This window comes from Chthonomonas sp. (assembly GCA_016788115.1).
Lineage (GTDB): Bacteria > Armatimonadota > Fimbriimonadia > Fimbriimonadales > Fimbriimonadaceae > UBA2391.
Window position 1 is genome coordinate 117,834 of record JAEURR010000006.1, and the last position, 24,884, is coordinate 142,717.

Consider the following 24,884-nt stretch of genomic DNA (forward strand, 5'->3'; position numbering starts at 1 on the left):
CCGCTCCAACTGGTGCTACGGTTCTTGCAATCGGAGGACGTTTGGCTTCCAATCCAACTCGGCCATCTTGGCCAAGTAATCCGCAGGAGTGATCTCTCCGACCGGCTTGCCGATCAGGCTGACAAGCACCCCCTCCATCACATTGGTGGCGAACGTCTCACCGCCAAAAACCGGGGTGGTGGTGATGAGCTGGGAGACTCCGGCCGAGCGCATCCACTCGACGTTTGCCTTGCGTACGCTCTGAGTGATGATCGTTTTCCCATCGAGTCGGTCCGGTGCGTATCGGTTGATGAACAGGGAGTCGCCCGCGATTACGGTGGCCCAGCCGAAGTCCGCCTGAAACTTCGGAGTCCGAACCTTTTGTTTGTCGCCGGTCGGATAGAACCACTGAAAAGGAAGCTGCGTAATGATCGGCAGCAGTATCGCACCGAGTCGCTGGACGCCCTTGTAGCTACGCACTCGAAGTGGTAGACCCACCCCGAACATTAGGTCCCCGTACAATACTTCAGGGCAAAGCTCGCTGAGCGACTGTGCCATGCCGTAGCGGTCCGCCGCGCTCATGAGGAGCACGCGCTGCTCTGCGAAGTTCACGGTTCCTTCCCTCTGGAGCCGCTGAATGGTCTCTCGTTCCAGCGTATGTTTAAGGCCGCTACCATCCACCACCGGGGTTGTTTTGGCTCCGCGTACTGCTCCGACAATCTCTCGGAAGGCGTACTTCCGGTCGCCAACGACCACGTAGATATCGCAACCACCTACCCCAAGCGCAGCGACCTGGCCATCAAGCTCGGTGAACATCGCGGCGAACCGCTTCATGTCGCCGTCGGTTCCGATCCGCTCAATCGAGAACTGCTCGCCGAGGATTTCGACCTGGGTGGACTTATCCCGCTCGCTTGTCCCCAAGCTGATACTGACGACGCGCTTCAATAGACGGCGATCCCTTCGATCTCAACGTCCACTCCGCGCGGGAGGCCCGCGGCCGCGACTGTCGACCTTGCTGGAGGTGCGCCCGAGAAGAGGGTCGCATAAACCTCGTTCACCGCCCCGAAGTGATCCATGCTGCTGAGAAAGATTGTGGTCTTGACGAGGTGGTCAGGGGTCAGGCCCGCGGCGGTGAGCACGGCGCGCATGTTCGCGACGACCTGCTCGCTTTGAGCCCGCACATCTCCGTCGACCAGCGTTCCATCGGGCCGCAAGGGGATCTGGCCACTCATGAAGAGGATGTTTCCCGAAGCCTTGATCGCCTGCGAATAGGGGCCGATGGCGGCGGGGGCTTGGTCCGTTGAAACGATCTCGCGCATCATGACCGAAGGTTACCTGTCCCACAAAAGCGCGGTGGCCCAGCCGAACAGCCGAGCCACCGCAACCCTAAGAACGATCAGCGCTTAACGCTTCATGTTGATCAGATCTTGAAGCATCTCGTCAACCGTCGTGACGACCTTGGTGTTCGCCTGGAATCCGCGTTGGGTGATGATCAGATCGGTGAATTCCGAACCGATGTCCACGTTCGACTGCTCCAGAAAGCCCGAGTTGATCCCGCCACGGCCACCCGATCGTGGCTGACCGATGACGGGGACGCCCGAGTTGTCCGAGTTTCGCCAGAGGTTGTTACCCGTTCGCTCCAGACCGCCGGGGTTCGGGAAGATCGCGGTCGCAATCTGCCCGAGTTCGCGGGTCAAACCGTTGGTAAACAGACCGGTGACGACGCCATCCTGGGTGACGCTGAAGCTCTGCAGCGATCCCGGAGGGAAACCGTTCTGGTAGTCCACCGTCACCTGCGAGGTCGGCGTATTGTTCTGCACAGTCTGCAACTGAGTGATCCCCGTGAAATCGAGGTTCACGGTGAAGTTCAGCGCGGCCGGGGTGACACCTACTGTCACCTGTCGTGCTCCGCCCGGATCGATGGGCTGCCCGCCCGCGTCGAAATACAACGCCGTGGTCGGTGAGCTGGTGGTAAGCACCGCACCGGTGCTGTCCAGTGCCCGCCAGGTCCATCGTGAAACCGCCGAGGCCGTGCTCGGGGGTGCACCGGCGAGTGCGCCCGTCTCCTTGTTGTAGAACTGGAAGGTCACGTCGTGTCCGCCACCCTGGGCATCGTAGAAGCGAGCGGTGGTGGTCCAGTCCGGGTTCGCGATCGTCGAGCCATTGGGTGTAGCACCGGAGAGGTTACCGACCATCGAGGCCTGATCCGTAACCTGGACCGCATTCAGTCGGCCCAGAGGGATGTTCAGCGAGCTTGCAGGGGTGATGGGGCTCGTCGTCGTCGAGGCACCGCTACGGACGAAGTCCCAACCCAGGACGCGCTCACCGGTTGCCCGGTGGACCAGGTCTCCTGCCGCATCAAGGTCGAACGAGCCGTCACGAGTGTAGGCCGCACGCATACCGTTGGAGGTCATGAAGAAGCCGTTGCCCTGGATCGCCATGTCCGTGGGTCGGTTCGTCGCATTCAACGAGCCCTGCTCATTGAAAACGTCGGTTCCGGCGACGAGAACGCCGAGACCGAACTGGATCGGGTTCGTACCGCCAACTTCTCCAGAAGGTCGGCCCGCACCGCGGATCGTTTGCGCCAACATGTCCTGGAACGTCACCCGGCTGCCCTTGTAGGCGGTCGTGTTAACGTTGGCAAGGTTGTTGCCGATAACGTTCATGCGCGTCTGTTGCGCTTTGATGCTGGCGACGCCAGCGAGCATAGCTTGTAGCATTGTGGTTGTTCCCTTGTTGGTTGCGGTCAGGGGAAGCGCACGTCGCCGAGGAACGGCCGCCATTTGGGCGGCTCGTCAAAGCCTTCGCAGCTCATCGCTACGATCCAGCCAATCGTTCTCGGTAAACGCGTCGCGTCCAGGTCCAAATTAGGGCAGTGACTACACGATCACTGCGCTGTCAATATTTGTGAATACATTCTCCTTGAGTGCCTGTCGATCCACGGCGGTGATCACGGTGCGGTTCTTCACGCTCACCACGAGCGCGACATCGTCCATCAGCACCAGGCTCTCTTTCGAACCCTTTGCTGCGGCGCGATCCACTCCTCCGATCACCCGCTCCATCTCCGCAGGACCGAACTCAATGTCACGACTCTTGAGTCGTGTTTGAGCGTGTCCGCTCAGCTTGAGCCGGTTATCGAGAATCGCAGCGAACTCAGGGGCATCGGACGGCTTGGGGGCAGTCGTCTGCGCGGTACCGCGAGGGTCTACCCTTGTGGTCAAGAGATCCTGGATTTTCGAGTTCTGAATCGGTCCGCTCATGGCTTAATCACTGAAGCTCTGCACATCAAGAAGGCTCACTTGGACATCTTTTCCGAGCCGATCTTGGATGGTGAAGTAGACCGAGCCTTTCTCAAAGCTCACCTTCTTCACTGCACCCGTTATCTTTTCGGGATTGTTAGAGCTATCTCTTAGGGTTGGGTGGTTCGCGGTGACCGTTTTTCCGATGAACTGGGCGGAGTTTGCCAGTGCGACGGCGGTATCCACTCGCGAATTCACGGCCGGTTCCCCGATGCTCTTGATGTTGCCGATCTTGACCTCGGCGATGCCTCCGTTAGCCTCTTGAACCTGGATCATGCGCTCGCCGTTCACCATCGTCACGCCTTTGACGATGCCTTTGACGAACGCTTCCTGCCCCTGCAGTTCTTGTCCAGTCCGGACGGCGACGACCTCTTTGCCGATCATCGCGTTGGCCTGTTCGACCTCTGCTGAAGCCTTGAGCTGATCGATACCCTGCACGGTGCCCAACTGAGCCATCTGGGCGAAGAAGTCCCGATCGTTCATCGGTTCTAGCGGGTTCTGGTTCGAAAGCTGAGTCGTAAGCAGCCGCAGGAACGCCGCCATATCCAGGTCGCTCTTCGCCTTCTTGGGTGCGCCGGTACCGAAGAAATCATTGCCATTTACAGGTGAAATTGCGGTATCCATAAGTTCCTCCTAGATCACCAAATCCATGCCGACTTTGCTCGACATCAAGAGCACTGCCGCCTGGCTGGAAGCTGGGTTGGGCACATTCGTCTCGCGCTGGGCGATCTGCTCGAAGTCCTGGCGCGTGAAGGTCTGGTCGGCAGGATTCTGCCCACCTCGACTTCCCGCATCCTGGCTGTTCACGTTTAGCGATCCGAGCGTGAGCCCCTTGGATTCGACTTGCTGCACCAGGTGGGTTCGACCCGCTTCCAAGTTCTCGCGAACGGCCGCATTGTCCGAACTGATGTCGGCGCTGACGGTGTTGCCCGAGAACTTGATGTTGAGGGTTAACGAACCCAGGTCTCGCGGCTCAAGGTGGACAACGACGCTGCCCGATCGTCGAGTCGCGAGGAAGTACTCCGCTTGCTGGACGGCCTTGGCGTACGCTCGGTCGATCCGATTGTCCACGATGACCCCATGGTCCTTGTCGTTCCGATTGGAGTTCGGCACGGACTGTAGCACGGTCTGGGCGTTCGCCTCGTCGCCCGATTGGACGTTCTGAAGCTCGGTTGTGTCGGCCTCCAGGGTTTCATTGGGCTTGTGATTGACCTCGATTGGGCGGGCCTTGATGACCGTCTCTTCGATGCCAGATTGACCAGGTTTGCGGACCCGTGTCGTGTCTCCTGCGCCTGCCTTGGTGTCGGTCGGCACGCCCTTGACGGCGTCTTCACCCTTGCCTTTCTCGGTCGCCTCGCCGCCCTTGGTCGCCTTGGTTGTCTTCGCGCCGGTCTGGTTCTGGCCCTGGCCGGTGCTTGCATGGGCGTGGGCATTTCCCCGTGTCACGGTCACTTGCTGAGCGACCCCTTCGGCCGTGGTCGCGGGCTGATCCGTGTCCGTGGCTCCGTCGGCATCGGTGTTCTTCGCAGGCTCAACCACAGCGGCGATTGCCGTCGGATTCAGAGCGTCAATGACCGTTGCCTCGGCGATTTTTGTACCTTCGGCCTGCTTCACAGTTCCGCCCGCAACTTCGAGCGTCTTCGATTCACCAAGGCTTTTGGCCGCGGGGTCGATCGTGATCGGAGCGGATTCCTCGACCAGCCCGTTCATGACGTCCGTTGACTCGAATGCTACATTCTGGAATGCAGCGTCGGTCTCGGTAAGGACCGTCAGAAGGGCTGTTGAATCAATCGAATTGTCGCCCGTTGTGCCCGCCGGTGCCGTGTTCGCAATAGCTTGAACGGGCTCAAGGTTGTTGAGTACGTCCGCGCTGGCCACTGGAGCGACATTGAGCGCAAAGATCGGGACGAACACCGGCAAGAATATTGGGTTCGTCGGTGACTCATCGGTGAGGCTGTCCTGGTTGGAGTCTTGGTCCAGCTTGTGCGTGGGTTCCGTCTTCGAGGGTTCTCCACTTGCTTCCTTGACTCGGTCAGGGGCCTCTGTATTTGTGTTGGGGTCCGGTGGTGCACCCGTCCCGCCGATCTGCTCATCCAGCGCGCCCTCGAACTCGCCCGGTTTCGGGTCCGTGTCTGGTCGCGTCGTCGTCGCAGCCGCCGTCTGAGGTGCCAACCCGAGCCCGCTTAAGGCGTCGATTAGCATGACTTTTTCCATTGGCGCTTTCGCCATTAGGATCGTCGGCATCTGCCACACGCACAATTAGCAGGTTTTTCGAAACCTAAAGTGGATTGTCAATCGATGTCGCTCAAAGCTCAAGTGAAACGCAAAAGAAAGCCCGACCTGGGTTCCAGATCGGGCAGTCAGAGGTGAGTTGGAAACTGGTTGTCAGGGTTTGGGAGTGGGCTTGCTACCCTTCTCGCCGCGCCGCTTCTCCATCTCCTTCTTGGCGGCTTCGCGCAGTTGAGTGAGCTTTGTGCGCTGAGCGGGGGTGAGGATCTTGTCAAGCGCGGTTTCGTACCTCTTCATGGCTTCTCGCATCTTGTTTCCGGTTTCCTCGCGCTTACTTGGATCGCGATCGCTCATGAGCTTCTTAAACGTTCGATCCCGAACATCCTGCAAAGCCTTGACCTTTGACTTCTGCTCCGCGGTGAGATTTAGCTTGGCGAGCATTTCGTTCTCTTTCTTACCAAGCATCATTCGATGCTGGCCATCGCCCTTCTTCCCGGGACCTCCAGGACCGCCGCGGGGTCCGCTGTTTTGCGCAAAGGCACCGGCGACGACACCCAAAATGGCGACGAATGCTGCGAATGTTTTGACAAAATTCTTCATTGGTTAAAACGATCTCCACTAGGTGATACAAAGATGAAGACGCTTTGTATCCCGAATGTTCACTGATTGCCGGCGACTTCCAAGAATTTCTCAGATCGGGCCTTCTCGACCAGTTCTCGAATGCTCCCGGTTTGGGAGACCCGGAAATCCTCGGGTGTGCCCAAGAAGGCCAGCTCGCCGGACTCCAGGAACGCGATGCGGTCCGCGACGCGGAACACGCTCGATAGGTCGTGCGACACCACCACACTCGTCACTCCGAGGGCATCGCGCGTCTCCACGATCAACTGGTCGATGGCGTAGGCAGTAATGGGGTCGAGGCCGCTCGTGGGCTCGTCGTACAAGACGACTTCTGGATTCATCGCGAGGGCCCGGGCGAGTCCCACGCGTTTGCGCATGCCACCACTGAGTTCGCTCGGCATCAGGGTCTCGGAGCCCTCAAGATGCACAAGCTCTAGCATTGCCGCGACCATGCGGTCGATCTCGCTCGATTTGGCCCTCAGTTGGCGGCGCGAGCCGAAAGCGATGTTGTCGCGCACGTTCAGATAGTCGAACAGCGCGGCAGACTGGAAGACAAGCCCAAGCTTTTGGCGCGCGGCATCGGGATCCTTTCGGACGTCGATCCCGGAGACGTGGATACTCCCTTCCGTCGCCGTGATTAAGCCGGAAATGCAGCGCAAGAGCGTTGTCTTGCCCCCGCCCGAGCTGCCCATGATCGCGAGGATTTCGCCCTCTTGGACCTGTAGCGAGATGTCGGTCAGGACTCGCTTCGGCCCGAACCAGTGCGACAGCTTCTCAACGCTGAGCATGCGAGAGGACCGGCGGAGTGTGGTCACGGCGAGCCTCTCTGGCTCGCTCAATGGCAGGCTCTTCGACGGCGCGCTCGAAGCTGCGGAACCCGGCGAGGCTGAAGCCGTGCTTCTCAGCCCACCCCTGAGTCTCCTTCACTTGTTCCAGGCTCACGTCCTTGCCAAGCGTGAAACTCTCTGCCCGACCTTCGAGCGCCAAGAGCATGGTCTCGCTCATGCACGCATAGGCGGTCTTGGGCGGGAAACCGAAGTCAATTCCAAAGGACACATCGCCGGGGACGGACACGACGCCACCTTCAATCACGAGCACGTCCGGACGCTCCTTCGCCACCCGCACACTCACGTCGCGGGGGCGAGCCACGTCGCAGACAATCGCGCCGCGGCGCAGGTGCTCGGGCAGAATGACTGCGGTCTCGCTGCTGGTGACGGTGATGACCACGTCTGCGTTCCGCAGCGCGCTCACCTCAGTGGTCGCTTCTGCCCGAGTCAGTTCACTCACCAATGCCTGGGTCCTTTCCGGATCGCGTCCGATGACGATCGTCGACGCAAAGAGCGGCGAAAGTGCGCGGGCACACGTCTTGCCAATCGATCCGGTAGCCCCCACAACCGCCAGCCGCGAGGAACTCGGCTCGACTCCAACGAGTTCGCAAGCTTTTAGTGCTCCCTCGATGCTCGTGGCGACCGTGTAGCTGTTCCCGGTCGTGACGGCGATGGGGGACGCCTTCTCCACCGTGATGCCGCCGTCTCCGACCACGCTCGTGAATGCTCCGAGTCCAATGATCTCCGCCCCTTCACGTTTCGCGAGTTCGGTGCATTGGATGATCCGCTCGTAGACCCTGTCGAGATCCATCGACATCATCATCGCGGGGGTCAGCGGGCAGCCGATAAAGATCCCTTCGGCCGTCGCCCCCGTCTTGGAACGGATGCCGCTGATCTCGCTGACGACCATCGGTCGCTTGACCTTCAGGAAGCTCTCGATAACTGCGTCAGGAAAGAACTTCGCGATGGGGTACTTGCGCGCCGCGTCACGCGGGGTGATCGGGTGGATGACAAACGCAAACTTCATAAGGCGTCTCGGTCCCAGACCGTGTGGGGGAAGGTACCCCAATTCTCATACGTCCCCTAGTCGACCTCGGTCGCCGAATGGATCCGGCCCGCGAGGGTTACAAACAGGAGACTGTAAGCGGCAGCGCAAAGCATCGCGAAAGGCAATTGCAGGGCCGAGGGTAGAGCGTAAATGCAGAATGTGAGCGGGAACCAGTAGCTCCAAGCAACGCCGACACCGGGCACCACCTCGTCCAGCCAGAACTTGCCCGTCGCTGGCTTGAGCAGCGCGCGAAAGTCCCAACTCGCTGCTCGCCAGCCGAGAAGCCACATTGATGCCGGCACAAATACCAGAGGCGTCGCCCCCAGCATGTCGATCGCGGATTTTTGGAGCATGGTGCCGATCGCATTGTCCGTGCCCACCGTCCGAGCCAGAAAACCGTAGAAGACGTCGGTGAACACCCCGAGCAGGCCGTACACAAATCCAACGTATGCGCGCGCCCCCAGCCATTCCAGGTCCACACGCTTGAGCTGGCCCAGGATCAGCCGTACGAATTCCGGCAGGAGCGCGCAAAGCACCGCGTAACCCACAAAACTGAACCAAAGCCCCGTTTGGGCTTTTAGGCTCCCGATGTGATCGGCCGCCCGCTGCACCGCCGGAAACTGGAAGTAAGCGACCACCAGTATGACCGCAGAGATTTGGATCGTCAAGAACGGGATCAGACACGCCTTGAATGCTCCGATCGCGGGCAGGAGTAGGTGCCGGAGCAGTTGTCGCATCGTTTCGAGAGTATGACCCGAACCTGGGAACCGTTGGCGGCGGCCAAGCGGGTAAAGTCTCTTGGGCTGCCGGGGGTGCCCTCACACATTTATGGCGATCTACTTGGGGTTGGACTGCGGCGGGACTTCCACCCGCGCGCTCGCACTGGACATAGATGGCAAAACTGTGTTCGAAGGGAAATCGGGCGCGGCCAACTGGGCGAGCACAGACCGCGACACATTGCGCGCTCACCTCACCGAAGCGCTGAAAAACGTTCCTCCCCCCGCTGCCGTATGTGGCTGCTTCGCCGGTCTGCTCACTGAGCAAGATGAGGCGGAGGCCGAGTCGATGCTGCGCGAGATTACGGGAGTCAGTCACTGCTATGCACGGCCGGACTACGTCGCTGCTCTGACCGCATGCGGACCCCGAGCCACTTGCTGCGTCATCGCTGGCACCGGATCGATCGTTTTTTCGCGCGTTGGCGACGCGATTCTTAAGTCCGGCGGTGGTGGCCCGCTGCTGGGAGACCATGGCTCCGCCTTTGCCATAGCCCGACAGTCGCTCTCGGTTGCCCTCTTCGGCAGCCCGGTGGTGCCAGGCGTGACGGAGAACTTCCTCGGAGCGGTGGAAGCCCTCTTTGGAACGCGCGACCCGAGCCGCGTCCCGGCTCGCATCTACCGAGAATCGTCACCGGCATCGCTGGTCGGCAAGCTAGCCCCCGTGATCGCCGACGATTACGAGCACGGCGCGCACTACGCCCGCATCGCAATTGAGGAGCAGATGCGACAGCTCGCCTACATCGTCCATGGCCATCTCTGGACGTACCACGAGGGCAAGCGGCCTTGGCGAATCTATTTAACGGGTGGGCTTTGGCGAATCTCGCCGGTTTTCCAGCGGCAGTTCGAGACTTATCTCAGGGTCATGGCTGGCGCACGAGACGCGGAGCTCTATCCCCTTGAGACCCCTCCCGTTATTGGCGCGGCAATGTTGGCGCGCGAATTAGCATCATGAGCACAGAAGGAAGAAACCCTCGCTCGTTCGGCCTAGATCGCATGTCGGCCCAAGAGATCGTTCGGTTGATGAACGAGGAAGAGCAAGCCGTACACCGCGCCATGCAGCACGCCGAGAGCGGTCTTGCCCAAGCCGCAGAAAAGGTCGCTGAGGCATTCCGCTCAGGCCACCGCACGATCTATGTCGGGGCGGGCACAAGCGGTCGCATTGCCACCATGGACGCCGCCGAGATGCCGCCGACCTTTGGGATCGAAGCGGACCGCTTTGTCGCACTCCACGCAGGCGGGGCGACGGCGAACACCAAAGCCATCGAAGACGCCGAGGACAGCGACACCCAGGCCATCCACGATTTAAACTCCCTCGATCCGCAGCGCGGCGATGTCTTGATCGGCCTCGCAGCCTCAGGTCGAACGCCGTATGTATTGAGCGCGATTCGTCACGCCAATCAAAAGGGGATCTTTACGGTTGGGATCGCCAACAACAAGAACTCGGCCCTCCTCCATGAGGCCGACCTTGGGATCTTGCTCGAAACTGGACCCGAGGTCCTCACGGGTAGTACCCGTCTCAAGGCCGGTACCGCGCAGAAGCTCGCCCTTAACCGCATTTCGACCACCGCGATGGTCCTTGCAGGCAAGGTTATTGAGAACCTGATGGTCGATGTCAAAGCGAAAAATCACAAGCTCAAGGAGCGGTGCGTGCGAATTGTCCGTGAACTAAGCACGGCGACGGAGGACGAAGCACGCGATGCGCTCGAACAGCACCACTGGAACGTCCGTGAGGTTTTGGCCGCGCTACGCGCTTCTAGCGTCGCAGACCGCTAGTCCTTGCTTGTTAGGAACGGATTTTCGCGCGTCGCGATTGCCGCCTCCCACTCGATTTGTGCCGCAGCATAGAGGCTTGGGTCGAGTTCGATGAGTCCGTAGCGGCAGCTTGTCTCGCCGGTTCGAACGGCCCAACCCGCATCCCCGTAACTATAGTGCCACCATTCGTCTCGGCAATTCGAGAAGCCCGCGTCCACGAGGGAGTCATGCAGCAACATGCGATTTCGGTGCGCCTCCGGCGATAACCCGAGCGTGAAGGTCGGAGCGGCCGTGAAGCGAGAGTACGGAGTCGCCACGTCGATGAGTTCTCCGGCACCGTCCACGAGCACCACGTCAATGGCCGCGCCGGTGCAGTGGCCCGGCGGGGCCTTCTGATCGACTGGAGCAACCCAGCGACAGATCCGCCGACGCATTTGTTTGTAATCCAGGTGCGGAAACGCTTCGTGGCCAAAGCGCCACATCATATCCCAGATCATCTGCTGCCGCTTGAAAGGCCGCCATGCATCCGTAACGGCGAGCAAGATGCCGTCGGGCAGTGAGCGCGCCGCCTTTTCGGCCATCTCCGCGACGGTCTGGCGGACGTACGGGATCGTGGTCTCGCGGATAATGCGCACGGTGGGAGAGACCTCGGCCAGGGAGACGAGCGGCTCGCCGCACTCCTCCTCACGGATCTTGTTCAACAGTCGGATCGGCTCAGGCCGTCCGCGGGTTCGATCCCACTTGATCACCTGCCTGCGAGAATCATGATCAAGGCGGCGGCAGTGAAAACAGCAAGTCCTTTGGGATTTCGCTGGCCCGGAGCCATGGCTTCGATCCGGTCACCTGGCTTGAGCGCGATGTCGCCCACGAACCCTTGCATGATCTTCTGGATGTCGTAGATTACGGGCTTCGCGGCGGGCACTTCGTCTCGTGAGTACACGGCCACGCGCTCCGTGGGTTTGCGCTCGTTGAGCCCGCCCGCATCAGCAATCGCTTGGGTCAGGGTCATGCCCTCTCGGAACTCCACCTGCCCAGGTCGCGCTACGTTCCCTACCACGAGCAAGTACCGCTTCGAAGCACTCAGCTCCACAATGATGCGATCTCCCGGCTCGATCACCACGGGACGGGTCACTGCGGAGAGGTCGTAGACCACGGCGCTCTGGCGGGTGCGCTCAAGTCGAACGCGCGCGGAGTCGCCAAGGTCGTCGATGCCACCGGCCAGCTGTACCGCTTCAGCGAGCGTGATTGGCTCGCCGAGCTTGAAGACTCCCGGACGCTTCACTCCGCCGAGCACGTAGTACTCCATGGCGCGAACGATGATCGGGACGTAAACCTGGTCGCCAGGCTTCAGGTACGGATTTGTCTCGAGCGAAGCGACCGCAGAATCCTCGAACGCAACACGGGTGACCTGTCCGCCCGACGAGGTCACCTCGATCTTGTTCAGGTCCGCCATCATGGTGGGCTGAGCCAGACGTACCAGATCGCTCAATCGCAATCCGTCCGCGAATGGGAGCTCAACGACCTTCGACACGGCTCCGGAGATGCGCACCGGCGAGTCCTTGGGTGGAGCTGGCTTTTCGCGCACAACGGAAATCGTCGCTCGGCGAAGGATGCGCTGGTCGATGAGCACTCCGGAGATCTCGGCAGCCGCCTCGATCTCGGTCTTCCCTGCCACCTCGACGGCTCCTACGAACGGCAAGACAATGAGCCCGTCGGCAGTGACTTCATAGGTCTTGTCCAGCGCAGGCTCTTCCATACACTTGACGGTCAGCCGCTCGCCGGGCTTGATCTTATCCACGGCAGTGGTTTCCGCCCAGCCGCTCACAGCAGCAAGAAGCATCAATAACAGGGCGGCAAAGGTGACCCACTTCATCTCACACGAAGAGACGGGCCAGGCTGCTTGGAAGGAGCGAGAAAGGTTGCCGTTGTATCCCAAATCGGGACAGAAAGGGAGGGGTGGTGCCGCAGGCCGGACTCGAACCGGCGACCCAAGCATTTTCAGTGCTTTGCTCTACCAACTGAGCTACCGCGGCGCAGAATTGGCGAGGATGACGGGACTTGAACCCGCGACCTCCGGCGTGACAGGCCGGCGCTCTAACCACTGAGCTACACCCCCGCTGGGTGCGAAGGAAAGTATGGCACAACCCGGCGACAGATGCAACGGGCCTCGCGGCATCGAGGGCACTTCATCCGTCTGTATCTGTTGGTATGTCCCACTCTGTCCGTTTGTCCATCGAAGCCCGAGAGCACTCTGCGCTCTCCGAGTTTGCGATGAGGGCCAGCGAGAGTTCGGGGCGCGTAAACGCCGTCGACGAAGACCCGGTGCGGACGTGCTTTCAGCGTGACCGAGATCGCATCCTCCACAGCAAGGCGTTCCGTCGGCTGAAGCACAAGACGCAGGTATTCATCGACCCGGAGGGCGACCACTTCCGTACCCGCATGACCCATACGCTTGAGGTCTCGCAGATCGCCCGGACGATTGGTCGGGCGCTTCAGCTCAACGAGGACCTGATCGAGGCGATCGCGCTAGGGCATGATGTGGGCCACACTCCGTTCGGCCATGCCGGAGAGTCCGCGCTCGATGAGGCGCTGCAGGAACACCCGTCCCCCGACGGGCCGACCGAGTTCCGACACTACGACCAGAGCCTGCGCGTCCTGGATGTGCTTGAGCCTCTCAATCTCACCCAAGAGGTGCGCGCGGGGATCAGCGGGCACAGCAAGGGGCGCAAAGACCTGTGCGCCGCCGACGGGGAGCCCACGAGCACGCTCGAAGCGGCGGTGGTGCGGATCAGCGACCGGATCGCTTACCTGAATCACGATCTGGACGACGCGCTGCGGAGCAAGATGATCGCTGAGGTTCCCGCCGAACTCGCAATGCTGGGGCCGAACCACGGCGCACGGATCGGCGCGATGGTCGAGAACGTCATTTCCCACAGCATGGGAGTACCCGCGATTCGACTCTCGGACCAGATGCTGGAGACGATGAACTGGATGAAGGAGTGGCTGTTCACCGAGGTGTACACGCAGTACCCGATCGTTTTCAAAGACATCCCTAAAGCCAAGGGGATCGTCAAGGCGCTCTTCAGCTACTATCGCCACAACCCGCTTCCCACGGGATTTGAAGGAACCCAGGGGGCGCTGGACTATGTCGCAGGCATGACCGACCGGTTCGCAATGGCGGAGTTCCGAGCAAAGTACATGCCCGCGACCTTTCGGCACGGACTCGCCGACGAGTCCTAGTCCTGGTATTGATCCCGGTTTTGGCTTCGCGGCTCCAGTTTGGCAGGCGTTTTGCTCCTCTGCGAACCAACACCCCGAGCGGACGGTTTCCGAACGGGACTCGGAGCAACCAATGAAGAAATCACTAATCCTTATCGGACTCGCCACTCTTGCAGTCACTCCGGCGTTCGCGTTGGAGCAGACCGTTGACCTTAAATTCCAGGGACTTGGCGCGGGCCGCAACGGCTCGATCAAGTTCGACAGCGCCGTCAAGAACCTGGCCCTGAGCCAGCAGCGATTCAGCTTCAGCAACGCGACTCCCGGCTCGGCCATCAAGATCTGGGACAAGACGGTCCAGAACGTCTACTGCGTGGACCTGAGCCAGTGGACCGACACCAAGAACACTCAGCAGTACACGATCATCTCGATCGATGGCCTAGACGCTCTGAAGGGCGCATCCAACAAGACTGAGAAGGTTGCGGGCATGTACCGACTGATCCGCTCGACCGGCGGCAGCGCCTTCAAGACCGCCGACAATGACTACGCCGCTGCGTACCAGATGCTGACCTGGGACATCCTGTACGATTTCGACGGAACGTCCAAGTCGCTTGACCTGAACGCGGGTCGATTCCAGAAGGCGACCATCAGCTCGGGCGTCGCCAACAAGTACAACGAACTGCGCTCGGCAATGCTCGCCCAAACCAACGGTTCAGCGGTCGCCGGGGTCTACGCACTGAAGAACGCATGCAACCAGGACTACATCGCTGCAGTCCCCGAGCCGGGCTCGGTCGCCGCACTCGGACTGGGTGCCGCCGCGATGATCTTCCGCAAGCGCCGCGCCAAGAAGTAAATCCTGTCCCACCTCCTCCACTGAAGCCCCGCGTTGTGCTAGACGCGGGGCTTCGTCGTGTCAGGCACAAAAAAAGAGCCCCAGTCCACCCGTCGGTGGTCTGGGGCTTATAGCACTAATAGAGCATTTTGGGGAGTGTGGGTCATTAAGCTTCATTGATGGATCGAACTCCCCGTCCGATCACGCCGCCCCACGTCAACGCATCCACACTCATCGATTGGCGGTCTTCACAGGTCTATCGTTAAGAAAGCGTTCAGATGTGACATGTAGACCCAAGAATGCGCGAACCTGCCGATGTATCCCGCAAGGATACGGGGCGGTACCCTACGAACCATGAGCCCATCGGAGCGTGTTTTGGACCTGCGCAGGACTCTGGAACGAGCCATCGAGCGGTACTACGTGGACGATGCTCCCGAGATCAGTGACACGGAGTACGACATGCTCCTCCGAGAGCTCACCGACCTCGAGGCCGCCCACCCCGAGCTGGTGACACCGGACAGCCCGACTCAACGTATCGGTGCGCCTCCCCAAAAGGGATTTGCGCCCCACACGCACTCGCGCCCCATGCTCTCGCTCGATAATGCGTTCACCGAGGAAGAGCTCCGCGCGTTCGACGAGCGGATCCGCAAGGTTCTTGGGCGCGAAGAGATCGAGTACTTCGTCGAGCTCAAGTTCGATGGACTGAGCATGGCACTGCAATACGAGGACGGTCGGCTGATCTTGGCGGCCACCAGGGGCGACGGCACGACCGGGGAGACCGTCACTCACAACGCCCGCACCGTCCACGGAATCCCCTTGCAGTTGCCACTGAAGGTCCAAGGGCGGCTCGAAGTCCGCGGCGAGGTGCTCATGCTCAAGTCCGTTTTCGAGCGGCTGAACCGGGCGCGCGCCGAACGCGGAGAGCAAGTCTTCGCGAACCCGCGCAATGCAGCGAGCGGCGGCATGCGCCAGCTCGACAGTCGGCTCACTGCCCAGCGCAGGCTCAGCTTTTTCGCTTACAGCATTGCCGAAGGGGCAGAGACCGTGACCTCGCAGTCCGAGGCGATGGCCAATTTGGCTTCGCTCGGGTTTGGGACGCGATCGGAAGCCCAACTGTGTATGGGGATTGAAGCGGTGGTTGCGCGCGTGGCCGCCCTCCAAGAGCTCCGCGCTTCCCTCCCCTTCGGCATCGACGGCGTAGTGATCAAGGTGAACTCGTTCGCCGAACAAGCCGAGATGGACTTCACGAGCCGATTTCCACGGTGGGCGATCGCCTACAAATTCGCGGCGGAGGAAGCATTCTCTATCGTCGAAGCTGTGACCTTTCAAGTGGGACGCACCGGAGCGGTCACGCCGGTGGCCGAGCTGCAACCCGTTCAGGTCGGCGGGGTGACCGTACGGCGAGCCACGCTCCATAACATGAGCGAGCTAACGCGCAAAGACGTGCGGGTCGGCGACACCGTCATCATCCGCCGCGCAGGCGACGTCATTCCGGAGGTGGTCGGACCCGACCTTTCTCGCCGCCCAACCCACGCCGTTCCAGTCCCAACCCCCGCCCGCTGTCCAGAATGCGACACCGAGCTGATCCAGGACGAGGGCATGGTCGTGCTTCGATGTCCGAACCGTCATTGCCCTGCACAGATCAGCGCCAAACTTGTCCATTTCGCGAGCCGTCTCGCCCTCGATATCGAGAGTCTGGGTGAAAAGCAGGTCGATCGTTTTGTAGAACTCGGCTACCTCAGCGACCTACCTTCCATCTACCGCTTGCCCCAACATCGCGCTGCCTTGGTCGAGCTCGACCGAATGGGCGAGTCGAGCACGCAGCGGCTGATCGATGCGATCCTAGCGAGCAAGACGCGACCGCTGGATCGGCTACTCTTCGGGCTGGGGATCCGATTTGTCGGAGACCGCACTGCGCGCGATCTTGCCCGACGATTCGGCACCCTCGCCGCATTCCGCGGGGCGAGCTACGAAGATCTGATCGGCATCGCCGACATCGGCCCGCGCACCGCCGAAGAAATTGCCTCGTGGCTTCAGGACGACTCCAATCAGTCGATGCTCGATGAGCTGCTCGCGCTCGGGGTTCAGCCGGAAGAGGAGACCGGTCCGACCGGCGACCTGTTCGCGGGCCAAACCCTAGTCTTCACCGGCAAGCTCGAGACGCTGGACCGAACGGACGCAGAGACGCTGGTGGTGCGGCTCGGCGGGAATGCGGGCGGTTCCGTCAGCAGCAAGACCTCGTTGGTCGTGGCCGGCCCCGGCGCAGGGAGCAAGCTGGCCAAGGCAGAGCAGCTCGGCGTCAAAGTCATCTCAGAGGCCGACTTCATCGCGATGCTGCCGCCGGGGTTGATCGACAGTTGAACGAGTTTCGCGTCGAACTCACGGCTCGCGAGCTCGATTTGGCGCGGTGTTTGACGGCGGGCCAGGTCTTTCGGTGGGTTCAGGACGGCGATCATTGGCGGGGATCCGATGGCGACCTCGCCTGGATTCTTCGGCAAGATAAAACGGGGATCACGGCACGCACCAACGGGACGCCCCTCGACTTCGATGCACTCTTCGGCCTCACCGAGCACGCCCAGGGACGGCTCGACCAGTGTCTTCGGGTGGATCCTGGCCTGCGCGACGTCGCTTCCCTGTGCGGTGGCCTTCGGCTGATGCAGCCACGCGACTCGCTGGAGACCCTACTGAGCTTCATCTGCACGGCGAACAACCACATCAAACGCATATCGCAGATGGTCCGCGCGCTTGAGCAATGGGGGTCAGATCTACCCGGAGGCTTGCACCGCTTTCCTCGGCTGGATCAGTTGCGCTCGATCTCGGAATCGGAGTTGCGTGAACGGGGATTTGGCTACCGAGCGAAGTCGATTGTTCGAACGGTTGGCGAGCTGCAAGCGCGCGGCGAGGCTTGGCTCGAATCGCTCCGTTCGGCGACGTACGAGAGCGCACGCACCGAACTGATGCAGCTTCCTGGGGTTGGGCCCAAAGTTGCCGATTGTGTGCTGCTGTTTGGCCTGGGCTTTGGCGAGGCGGTACCCGTCGATGTCCACATGTGGCGAGCGCTCGTGGCGCGGTACCACCCTGAGTTGGAGGGGCAACCGTTCACTGTGAGTCGCGCAACCCATATGGGCCGGGAGTTGCGTGACAGGTTCGGGACCGACGCAGGCTGGGTGCACCACATCTTGTTTTACGAGCAGCTCTCGAAACCGCGGGAATCAGTGGTTTAAAGCTCGTCTCCGAGTCATCGGTTTAGCCTTTGATCACTCGAGACTCAAATCCAGACTCCCACTTGTCTTGAACGTACATGGATTTCCATGCTCGCCGCGGAATCGTCAAACTGAAGGCCATGGCGAATCCGTCCGATCGGTTCGGCACCGAGCCGGGGTGTTCGGTGTCAGGCCAGTTCTTGGTCTTGCTCGCGGTTGGACTTACTTGCCACCCACAGGACCGAGATTTCGAAAGAGCGTCAAGGAGACTCTCTCGAACAATCGAAACGTTATGCCATCGGTAGAATGGGACGCATGAGAGGACTCGTCGCCACACTCGGACTGCTAAGTCTGCCTCCGCTCGCTCTCGCCCCGCGAAAGTACTCGAAGCCGACCGAAGTCTGCCGTCTCAAAGCCCCGGCAATCACCGAAAGCTCGGGCATGGCCCGCAGCTTCGCACGGCGCGGCGAGTACTTCACCCATAACGACAGCGGCGACGTCGCCCGGTTCTTCCGGTTCAACACAAAGGGGGAAATTACCGGCGAATACAACCTGAAGGGAGCAGCCGCACTCGACTGGGAGGACATGGCGGCCGCGCGACTGGGCGGCCAGAGCAGCATCTACTTGGGGGACATCGGCGACAACCCATCGAAGCGCAAGACCATCACCGTTTACCGCGTCAAGGAACCCACCGGGGGCTCGGAAATCCTGACCAGTTACGACACCTACACACTCACTTATCCGGACGGCGCGCACAACTGCGAAACCCTGATGGTCCACCCTTCGACCGGCGATCTCTGGCTCGTGACGAAGGTCAACCGAGGCAAGTCCGGCGTGTATGCGCTCGTCGCGCCGAGGAAGAGCGGCGACTACACGTTGCGCAAGGTGGGTGACGTGGAGGTCGGATCGATCATCCCCGGCTCACAGATGGTTACGGGCGGCGACATCTCGCCGGACGGACGTAGGGTCGCGCTCGTCACCTACACCGCCGCGTACGAGTTCGAAGTGAAGGGTAAGTTCACGGACTGGTTCCGGCAGGCGGCGACACGGATTCCGATTGCCACCCGCGAGCAGGTCGAGGCGATCGGTTACAGTCTGGACGGTCGCACGCTAATGACGACGAGTGAGGGCGCGCAGTGCCCTGTAGACCAGATGCGTGCGCAATAGGCGAAGTGTCACCAATGTCGCCGGAACCGTCATGAAAAGAATGGTCGGGGCAGCAGGATTTGAACCTGCGACCTTCTGGTCCCAAACCAGACGCGCTACCAAGCTACGCTATGCCCCGAACGCGATCCTCAATGTACCCGAATCGGGCTCTAATTCGGCGAATCTTGCATTAAACTAGGTGAGAGGCGATGGCACATTCGGCCGAACCGCGTGACCTTCTAGAAAGTTATGCCCGCGAGCGACAGACGGCTGGGGGCAGGCGTCGCGTTGCCCTGCTTGTGCTCGCCTGCGGTGCCGTCATCGCAGCCCTCGCCGAGCCCGCCCTACGTGGCACGAGCGAAATCGGTCAGGCCCTGATCGTCGCGCTCGCGGTTGCGATGCTAGGAGTCATGGCGCTTGTGTACGCCTGCGGCGTGTTTTACGCGGGCTGGGTCTACAGTTCCTGGCTGCGGGATCGGGGCCAAGTCCGTCCGCGAGTCCACCAAATTCTTCTTCTCATCACCCTGAGCGGGGCGATCCCGGTCGTCATGGGGATCGTCTCCGCCTCAGAAAGCGTCGCGCCGGGGTTCACGATCGCCGTAGCAGGCTTTGGCTGGACGAATATCGTGTGCTCGCTGCTTGGATACGGTGCGTTTTTCTTTGCGCGGAACGATTCGCAGCCGCGCTAGTCAGGTCAGGTAAACACGTTCCATGGAGTTTCGCTCGCTCGGTCGGACAGGGGTTCAGGTATCGGTCGCCTGCATGGGCACGATGACATTCGGTTGGGAGCCCGATGACTGGGGTTCGCACGAGGACGACTGCTACAAGATCGTCGATAAGGCGATCTCGCTCGGGATCAATTTCTTCGATACTGCCGATGTCTACGCGCGCGGCACCAGCGAGAAGATCCTCGGCAAAGCGATCAAGGGCAAGCGAGACGACCTAATCATCGCAACGAAGTGTCATGGCAAAATGAGCGACACGGATCCCAACATGTGGGGCAACTCGCGCCGCCACGTCATCCAGGCGTGCGAAGACTCCTTAAAGCGGCTGAAGACCGACTGGATCGACCTCTATCAGATTCACCGACCGCAACCGAGCATCCCCATCGACGAGACATTGCGTGGTCTGGAGGACCTCGTCCGCGCAGGCAAGATCCGGTACGCGGGTTGCTCCACATTTGCCGCGTGGCAAGTCACCGAGGCGCACTACGTTGCGCGTCACCTGGGTCTGTCAGGCTTCGTGTCCGAGCAGCCACCGCTGAACCTGCTGGACCGCCGCGCCGAACGCGAACTGCTTCCCTTCTGCCGGACTTACGAGTACGCGGTCATTCCGTGGTCGCCGCTCGCGGGCGGACAACTCAGCGGCAAATACTTGGACGGTGCGAAGGGGGCACGCTACAGCAAGTCCGATCCGATGAAGCGGCTGTCCGGCGCAAGCCGCGAGGCCATCGCCCGCTACAAGAAGATCGCCGATCGGTATGAAATCACAATGACCGAGCTTGCGTTGGGGTGGGTCGCATCGCGCCCGGGCGTCACGTCGCCCATCATCGGTGCGCGTAGCGAGCAACAGCTTGAGCAAGCGGTCAAGGGTTGCCTCACGAAGCTGAGTCCAAAAGCCGAGGAACAGATCGACCGCGTCCTACGGCCCGGCGAGTTCATCACCGACTACTACAACGCGAACTTTGGACCGAACGCCCGGCCGAGTATCTAAACGGCAATGGTCTCGGCGTAATCGCGGCGATCGTAGACGAGGTCGCTGGCAATCTTCCATATCTCAGGATCAATCCGGTTATCCGGAAGGATCTTGCTGAAGTGGACAATCGCACTCGTCAAACCCGCCTCGCATGCGTAATGGAGAAATGCCGAGTTCAGAATCTGACGCGCTGCGGGCCGCAGACCAAATGAGATGTTCGAAACGCCAAGCGTCGTATTGAGGCGCGGGTATCGCTCGTGCAAGACTCGGATCGCTTCGAGCGTCTCGATTCCTGCCTGCCGGAACTCCTCATCGCCTGATCCGAGCGTGAAGGTGAGTGCGTCGATGAAAACGTCGTGGTCGGGGAGTCCGTAGCGGCGCGTCGCCTCAAGGATTCGCTCGGCGATCGCGACCTTCTTCGCGGCAGTCTTGGCCATGCCGTCCTCGTCAATCGTCAAACCAACGACGGCGGCACCGTAGCGCTGGCAGAGCTCAAGCACTTTGTCCGTGCGAGCGTTGCCATCTTCGAAATTGACGGAGTTGATGATCGGCTTGCCTGCGATCGATTTGAGCGCAGTCTCGATGACCGGCACTTCGGTCGAGTCGATCATGATCGGCACCGTGATGTGCTGGTTGTAGCGGGAAAGCAGCTCGCGCATGTCACGTTGCTCGTCGCGGCCGACGTACGCCGTACAAACATCCAAGAGGTGTGAGCCCTCGCCTTCGAGTTCGCGCGCTAGCTCGGTGAGACCGTCCCAGTTCTCCGCTGCGAGCATTTCCCGAAAAGCCTTCGAGCCGTTTGCGTTAGTCTTCTCGCCGATGATGAGGAAGCTGGAATCCTGGACGTAAGGCTGAAACTGGTACAAACTGCTGCAGCCGACGAGCTTGAATGCGCCCATCTGCGCGTCCGTTTGTACCGCGAAGTCAAAGCCTGGGAACAGTTCGCGCACCTTGAGCCAGTGTGCTCCGCCGGTATGCGGGCGCCCGCCCACGCGCTCCGCAACGGCTCGAATGTGATCCGGGCTCGTTCCGCAGCAACCGCCACACATTGCGACGCCGTGCTCCGAAACGAACCGCTCATGACTCCCAGCAAGCTCGTCGGGAGTCAACTTGTAGACGGCACGCCCCCCTTCCATCACGGGCAATCCCGCGTTGGGCTGGACCGAAATCGGTCGCGTGGAGTTGGCACCAAGCATGCGGATGTGCGGCATCATCTCGGTCGGGCCGGTGGCGCAGTTCATACCGACGGCCACGACCTCCGGGTGCGATTCACAGAAGTTGAGTGCTGCGCCCAGTTCCGAACCAAGCAGCATGGTTCCGGTCTGCTCCATCGTGACCTGCACGAACAGCGGGAGGCGCTTGCCGGTCCCGGCCATGGCAGTCTTTGCAGCGACGATGCCCGCTTTGACCATCAGCAGATCCTGCAAGGTCTCCAAGAGCAACCCATCAGCGCCGCCTTCAATCAGCCCGATGAACCCCTCGGTGTACGTCTTCTGCAGTTCGTCGAAGCTGACCTGGCCGAGGGTGACCAGCTTCGTGCCGGGTCCCAAAGCTCCAATGACAAACCTCGGCCTGTCGGACGTGGAAAACTTATCGGCCGCTCGACGCGCGATCTGGGCAGCCTCGATCGACACCTCATGAACCAGCTCAGCAATGTCGTACTCGCCCAGGACGACGCTGGTCGCCCCGAAGGTGTTCGTCTCGACCATGTCGCTGCCTGCTGCAAAGTACCGCTCATGGATCGCTTGGATCGCGTCTGGGCGAGTGAGGTTCAAGACTTCGGTACAGCCCTCCAGGTAGGCACCCTGGAGACGCTCGGCAGCGGCATTCACCTTGGCGGCGTATCGGCTCTCCGGTGTGAGCGTGTACGCAGCTTGGTCGAAGTTCGCCGCATGGATCTGCGTCCCCATCGCGCCGTCAAAGATCATGACGCCGCGCGCGAGCCGGTCCAAAAGCGGTGAGTCCCAAGCCATTCGGTCATTGTACTCGCGGTACTCTCAGCCAATGCGGTCTTCGAGGGCGGGTTGGGTGCTGATGCTCGCGGTCGGTAGCGCCATCGTTGGACCGCTCGCAGGGATCCCCGCTTGGTGGCTCGCGGATGTGGAGTTAAACGCGATGAAGCGTGGCTCGGTCCCCTTGCGCGACAAGATGCTGCTCGTCTTCGGTCGCACCATCGCGGTCGTGACGACTCTCGCGTGGTGTTTCGTGGCCGGACTCTGGATCAGTCGCAACCGGTAACTTTCGCTCTCACGGTTCCCCCGGATCCTGCCGATCATAAGAGCATGCGATTGCAGCGATTGCTCATCGTTTTCGGCGTCGTGCTGGCGGTGCTCACGACCTCGCCGTTCACCTGGACGCACTAGATTCACCCAGTATTTATACCTGTTGGGGTTGTTTACGCCTGGATACGCACCCCACAATCTTAAGCATGACCGGCACCACTATGCTCAAATCCATGATGGATCGTATTCTTTCCGAGGGGATCGAAACCGTTTTGCAGTCGCTGACCGACGCAGAAGCGATCGCCATCACCGAACAGTTCGGAACCCACAATTACCACCCACTGCCGGTCAACATCACGGGTGGCGAGGGCGCCCGGGTCCACGACGGTAACGGCAAGGAGTACATCGATTGCATCGGCGCGTACTCGGCAGTCGCTCATGGTCACCTGAATCCTCACCTCATCGAGGTCGCCAAGCGCCAGTTGGACCGCATTACGCTCACCAGCCGCGCGATGTACAACACGGAGCTGGCCCTCTTCCTCCAGGCGCTCGCTGAATTCTGCGAGCAAGACATGGTCTGCCCGATGAATACCGGCGCAGAAGCCAACGAGACCGCGATCAAGCTTGCGCGTAAGTGGGCTTACACTGTGAAGGACGTTCCTGCGAACCAAGCCGAAATTCTGGTCTGCGAAGGCAACTTCCATGGCCGAACGACGACAATCGTCGGATTCAGCAGCGAGGAGCAGTACCACGAGCATTTCGGTCCGTTCGGCCCCGGATTCAAAATCGTCCCGTTCGGCGATCTCGACGCGATGGAGGCCGCAATCACACCGAACACCTGTGCCATTTTCGCCGAGCCCATCCAGGCCGAGGGTGGAGTCATCATTCCGCCCACGGGGTGGATGTCTGGCCTGCGCGAGTTGTGCGACGCGCACAACATCCTGCTTATCTGGGATGAAGTCCAGACCGGTTTTGCCCGCACCGGGCACAAGTTTGGCTGGATGGCCGAAGCCGCTCGGCCCGACATCATGACGGTGGGCAAGCCGCTCGGCGGTGGCCTACTCCCCGTCGCAGCCGCGGTGGGCCAGCGACACGTCATGGAGGTCTTCAAGCCGGGCGACCACGGCAGCACCTTCGGTGGTAACTCCCTCGCCGCGGTCGTCGGAGTCGCGGCGCTGGCGGAGTTCGTGAACGAAGATTACGCGGGCATGAGTGCGAAGAAGGGCGCATGGTTGAAGAGCCAGTTCGAGTCGATGGGGCACGATTGCATCGTGGAAGTCCGCGGACGGGGTCTCCTCATCGGACTCGAGTTTGCTGAGGGATTCAATACCAAGGCGCTCGCCAAGAAGTTCATCGAGCTCGGTGTGCTCACCAAGGAGACCCGGCAGCACACGTTCCGATTCTCGCCACCGATCGTCATCACCGAAGCCGAACTCACCTCCGCGGTTGAGCGGGTCGATGCCGCCATTCGCGCGGTCGGCTAAGAGTTCAGCCATAATAACGGTTGTCAGGAGCGGTGTCCGAGTGGCCGAAGGAGCGCGATTGGAAATCGCGTATACGGAAACGTATCGTGGGTTCGAATCCCACCCGCTCCGCCAGAGTTTTGGCGATCCATGTTTGAACTCACCCCCGACGAGTCGCAGCGCATTCAGTCCGTGATGGACAACGTCCGCACGGCCACTCTCGATGGCGCGACCATCAAGCTCCCACCCTACGATCCGGACAGGAGCGTCCCCGGTGACTTTGCCGGGCAAACGATCGGGATCGAGCCAAACCCTTTTGGAGGAACGCTGGGGGCATACCGCTATCAGTTCGAGGGAGAGGAAGATCTGCTCCACCTCATCGTGACGAGGCTCGACTTTGCTCCGCTCACTCCCGAAGAGGGCCAAGCAGTGTGCGGGATGCTGATGCCCGAGGTCTCTACCGCGTTGATCTGGTTCAAGCCAGGGCAACGTTCCCAGCATTTCTACCTGGGCCACGACGAGCTCGTCCGCTCATAACAATAGCGGGCTCGACCGACCTGGCCGAGCCCGCTATTCAAT

25 protein-coding genes and 4 tRNA genes are annotated in these 24,884 nt (G+C 60.9%); 13 read left to right on the plus strand and 16 right to left on the minus strand.

Features of this window, described 5'->3' with window-relative positions:
* Positions 1–15: 15 nt before the first annotated feature.
* The 10 genes from JNM85_05645 to JNM85_05690 form a co-directional block, all read right to left on the minus strand.
* Complete coding sequence (locus JNM85_05645; GenBank protein ID MBL8087542.1) at positions 16–924, minus strand: quinate 5-dehydrogenase; 909 nt, start codon at positions 922–924, stop codon at positions 16–18.
* Positions 921–1,301, minus strand: coding sequence for a RidA family protein (locus JNM85_05650; GenBank protein ID MBL8087543.1), 381 nt, complete (start codon positions 1,299–1,301; stop codon positions 921–923). Before JNM85_05650 ends, JNM85_05645 begins: the two co-directional genes overlap by 4 nt.
* Before the next feature lie 81 nt (positions 1,302–1,382).
* The gene (locus tag JNM85_05655; protein MBL8087544.1) at positions 1,383–2,699 is read right to left on the minus strand and encodes a flagellar hook protein FlgE; all 1,317 of its coding nucleotides are present in this window, start codon (positions 2,697–2,699) and stop codon (positions 1,383–1,385) included.
* Between the two features lie 159 nt (positions 2,700–2,858).
* Entirely contained in the window at positions 2,859–3,239 is a 381-nt protein-coding gene (locus tag JNM85_05660; GenBank protein ID MBL8087545.1) for a hypothetical protein, read from the minus strand.
* A gap of 3 nt (positions 3,240–3,242) precedes the next feature.
* The gene (locus tag JNM85_05665; GenBank protein ID MBL8087546.1) at positions 3,243–3,902 is read right to left on the minus strand and encodes a hypothetical protein; all 660 of its coding nucleotides are present in this window, start codon (positions 3,900–3,902) and stop codon (positions 3,243–3,245) included.
* Positions 3,903–3,911: 9 nt separating this feature from the next.
* A complete protein-coding gene (locus tag JNM85_05670; GenBank protein ID MBL8087547.1) occupies positions 3,912–5,507 on the minus strand; it encodes a flagellar hook-length control protein FliK in 1,596 nt (531 codons plus the stop codon).
* A 156-nt stretch (positions 5,508–5,663) separates the two neighbouring features.
* Entirely contained in the window at positions 5,664–6,107 is a 444-nt protein-coding gene (locus JNM85_05675; GenBank protein ID MBL8087548.1) for a hypothetical protein, read from the minus strand.
* Between the two features lie 59 nt (positions 6,108–6,166).
* Positions 6,167–6,940, minus strand: a complete 774-nt coding sequence (locus tag JNM85_05680) for an ATP-binding cassette domain-containing protein (protein ID MBL8087549.1) — start codon at positions 6,938–6,940, stop codon at positions 6,167–6,169.
* Positions 6,900–7,979: a shikimate dehydrogenase gene (locus JNM85_05685; protein ID MBL8087550.1), complete on the minus strand. Its 1,080-nt coding sequence runs from the start codon at positions 7,977–7,979 to the stop codon at positions 6,900–6,902. The genes JNM85_05680 and JNM85_05685 overlap by 41 nt, the downstream gene beginning before the upstream one ends.
* Positions 7,980–8,035: 56 nt before the next feature.
* Entirely contained in the window at positions 8,036–8,737 is a 702-nt protein-coding gene (locus JNM85_05690) for a hypothetical protein (protein MBL8087551.1), read from the minus strand.
* 91 nt (positions 8,738–8,828) lie between these two features.
* Between JNM85_05690 and JNM85_05695 the strand changes: the two genes are divergently transcribed.
* Complete coding sequence (locus JNM85_05695) at positions 8,829–9,728, plus strand: hypothetical protein (protein MBL8087552.1); 900 nt, start codon at positions 8,829–8,831, stop codon at positions 9,726–9,728.
* Positions 9,725–10,549 (plus strand): N-acetylmuramic acid 6-phosphate etherase, encoded by an 825-nt coding sequence (locus JNM85_05700; protein MBL8087553.1) that lies wholly within the window; start codon positions 9,725–9,727, stop codon positions 10,547–10,549. Before JNM85_05695 ends, JNM85_05700 begins: the two co-directional genes overlap by 4 nt.
* On the opposite strand, the gene JNM85_05705 is transcribed toward JNM85_05700, so the two are convergent.
* The 4 genes from JNM85_05705 to JNM85_05720 all read right to left on the minus strand — a co-directional run bounded on the left by JNM85_05705 (position 10,546) and on the right by JNM85_05720 (position 12,644).
* Entirely contained in the window at positions 10,546–11,277 is a 732-nt protein-coding gene (locus JNM85_05705; protein MBL8087554.1) for a D-alanyl-D-alanine carboxypeptidase family protein, read from the minus strand. The two genes, JNM85_05700 and JNM85_05705, sit on opposite strands and share 4 nt — an antisense overlap.
* Positions 11,274–12,401: an SLBB domain-containing protein gene (locus tag JNM85_05710; protein MBL8087555.1), complete on the minus strand. Its 1,128-nt coding sequence runs from the start codon at positions 12,399–12,401 to the stop codon at positions 11,274–11,276. The genes JNM85_05705 and JNM85_05710 overlap by 4 nt, the downstream gene beginning before the upstream one ends.
* An 84-nt stretch (positions 12,402–12,485) precedes the next feature.
* Positions 12,486–12,561: transfer RNA gene (locus JNM85_05715), tRNA-Phe, on the minus strand.
* A gap of 7 nt (positions 12,562–12,568) precedes the next feature.
* Positions 12,569–12,644: transfer RNA gene (locus tag JNM85_05720), tRNA-Asp, on the minus strand.
* Positions 12,645–12,736: 92 nt separating this feature from the next.
* Here JNM85_05720 and JNM85_05725 point away from each other — a divergent pair.
* From JNM85_05725 to JNM85_05745, 5 genes are all read left to right on the plus strand, one after another.
* A complete protein-coding gene (locus JNM85_05725) occupies positions 12,737–13,768 on the plus strand; it encodes a deoxyguanosinetriphosphate triphosphohydrolase (GenBank protein ID MBL8087556.1) in 1,032 nt (343 codons plus the stop codon).
* 112 nt (positions 13,769–13,880) lie between these two features.
* On the plus strand, positions 13,881–14,597 hold the full coding sequence (locus JNM85_05730; GenBank protein ID MBL8087557.1) for a PEP-CTERM sorting domain-containing protein: 717 nt from the start codon (positions 13,881–13,883) through the stop codon (positions 14,595–14,597).
* A 333-nt stretch (positions 14,598–14,930) separates the two neighbouring features.
* Complete coding sequence (gene ligA, locus JNM85_05735; GenBank protein ID MBL8087558.1) at positions 14,931–16,937, plus strand: NAD-dependent DNA ligase LigA; 2,007 nt, start codon at positions 14,931–14,933, stop codon at positions 16,935–16,937.
* On the plus strand, positions 16,934–17,800 hold the full coding sequence (locus JNM85_05740; protein MBL8087559.1) for a hypothetical protein: 867 nt from the start codon (positions 16,934–16,936) through the stop codon (positions 17,798–17,800). Before ligA ends, JNM85_05740 begins: the two co-directional genes overlap by 4 nt.
* 294 nt (positions 17,801–18,094) lie before the next feature.
* Positions 18,095–18,946 (plus strand): hypothetical protein, encoded by an 852-nt coding sequence (locus tag JNM85_05745; protein ID MBL8087560.1) that lies wholly within the window; start codon positions 18,095–18,097, stop codon positions 18,944–18,946.
* A gap of 41 nt (positions 18,947–18,987) precedes the next feature.
* Here the strand turns inward: JNM85_05745 and JNM85_05750 are convergent.
* A tRNA-Pro gene (locus JNM85_05750) sits at positions 18,988–19,064 on the minus strand.
* A 70-nt stretch (positions 19,065–19,134) separates the two neighbouring features.
* Here JNM85_05750 and JNM85_05755 point away from each other — a divergent pair.
* Together JNM85_05755 and JNM85_05760 are read left to right on the plus strand one after the other, a co-directional pair.
* Positions 19,135–19,614: a hypothetical protein gene (locus tag JNM85_05755; GenBank protein ID MBL8087561.1), complete on the plus strand. Its 480-nt coding sequence runs from the start codon at positions 19,135–19,137 to the stop codon at positions 19,612–19,614.
* Positions 19,615–19,636: 22 nt separating this feature from the next.
* Positions 19,637–20,638, plus strand: coding sequence for an aldo/keto reductase (locus JNM85_05760; GenBank protein ID MBL8087562.1), 1,002 nt, complete (start codon positions 19,637–19,639; stop codon positions 20,636–20,638).
* Here JNM85_05760 and JNM85_05765 read toward each other — a convergent pair.
* Positions 20,635–22,593: a homocysteine S-methyltransferase family protein gene (locus JNM85_05765; protein MBL8087563.1), complete on the minus strand. Its 1,959-nt coding sequence runs from the start codon at positions 22,591–22,593 to the stop codon at positions 20,635–20,637. The two genes, JNM85_05760 and JNM85_05765, sit on opposite strands and share 4 nt — an antisense overlap.
* A 31-nt stretch (positions 22,594–22,624) precedes the next feature.
* On the opposite strand from JNM85_05765, the gene JNM85_05770 reads away from it, so the two are divergent.
* From JNM85_05770 to JNM85_05785, 4 genes are all read left to right on the plus strand, one after another.
* A complete protein-coding gene (locus tag JNM85_05770; GenBank protein MBL8087564.1) occupies positions 22,625–22,858 on the plus strand; it encodes a hypothetical protein in 234 nt (77 codons plus the stop codon).
* A gap of 190 nt (positions 22,859–23,048) precedes the next feature.
* The gene (gene rocD / locus JNM85_05775; GenBank protein MBL8087565.1) at positions 23,049–24,326 is read left to right on the plus strand and encodes an ornithine--oxo-acid transaminase; all 1,278 of its coding nucleotides are present in this window, start codon (positions 23,049–23,051) and stop codon (positions 24,324–24,326) included.
* A gap of 26 nt (positions 24,327–24,352) precedes the next feature.
* Positions 24,353–24,440 (plus strand) — tRNA-Ser (locus JNM85_05780).
* A 15-nt stretch (positions 24,441–24,455) separates the two neighbouring features.
* Positions 24,456–24,842, plus strand: coding sequence for a hypothetical protein (locus tag JNM85_05785; protein ID MBL8087566.1), 387 nt, complete (start codon positions 24,456–24,458; stop codon positions 24,840–24,842).
* Positions 24,843–24,884: the final 42 nt, after the last annotated feature.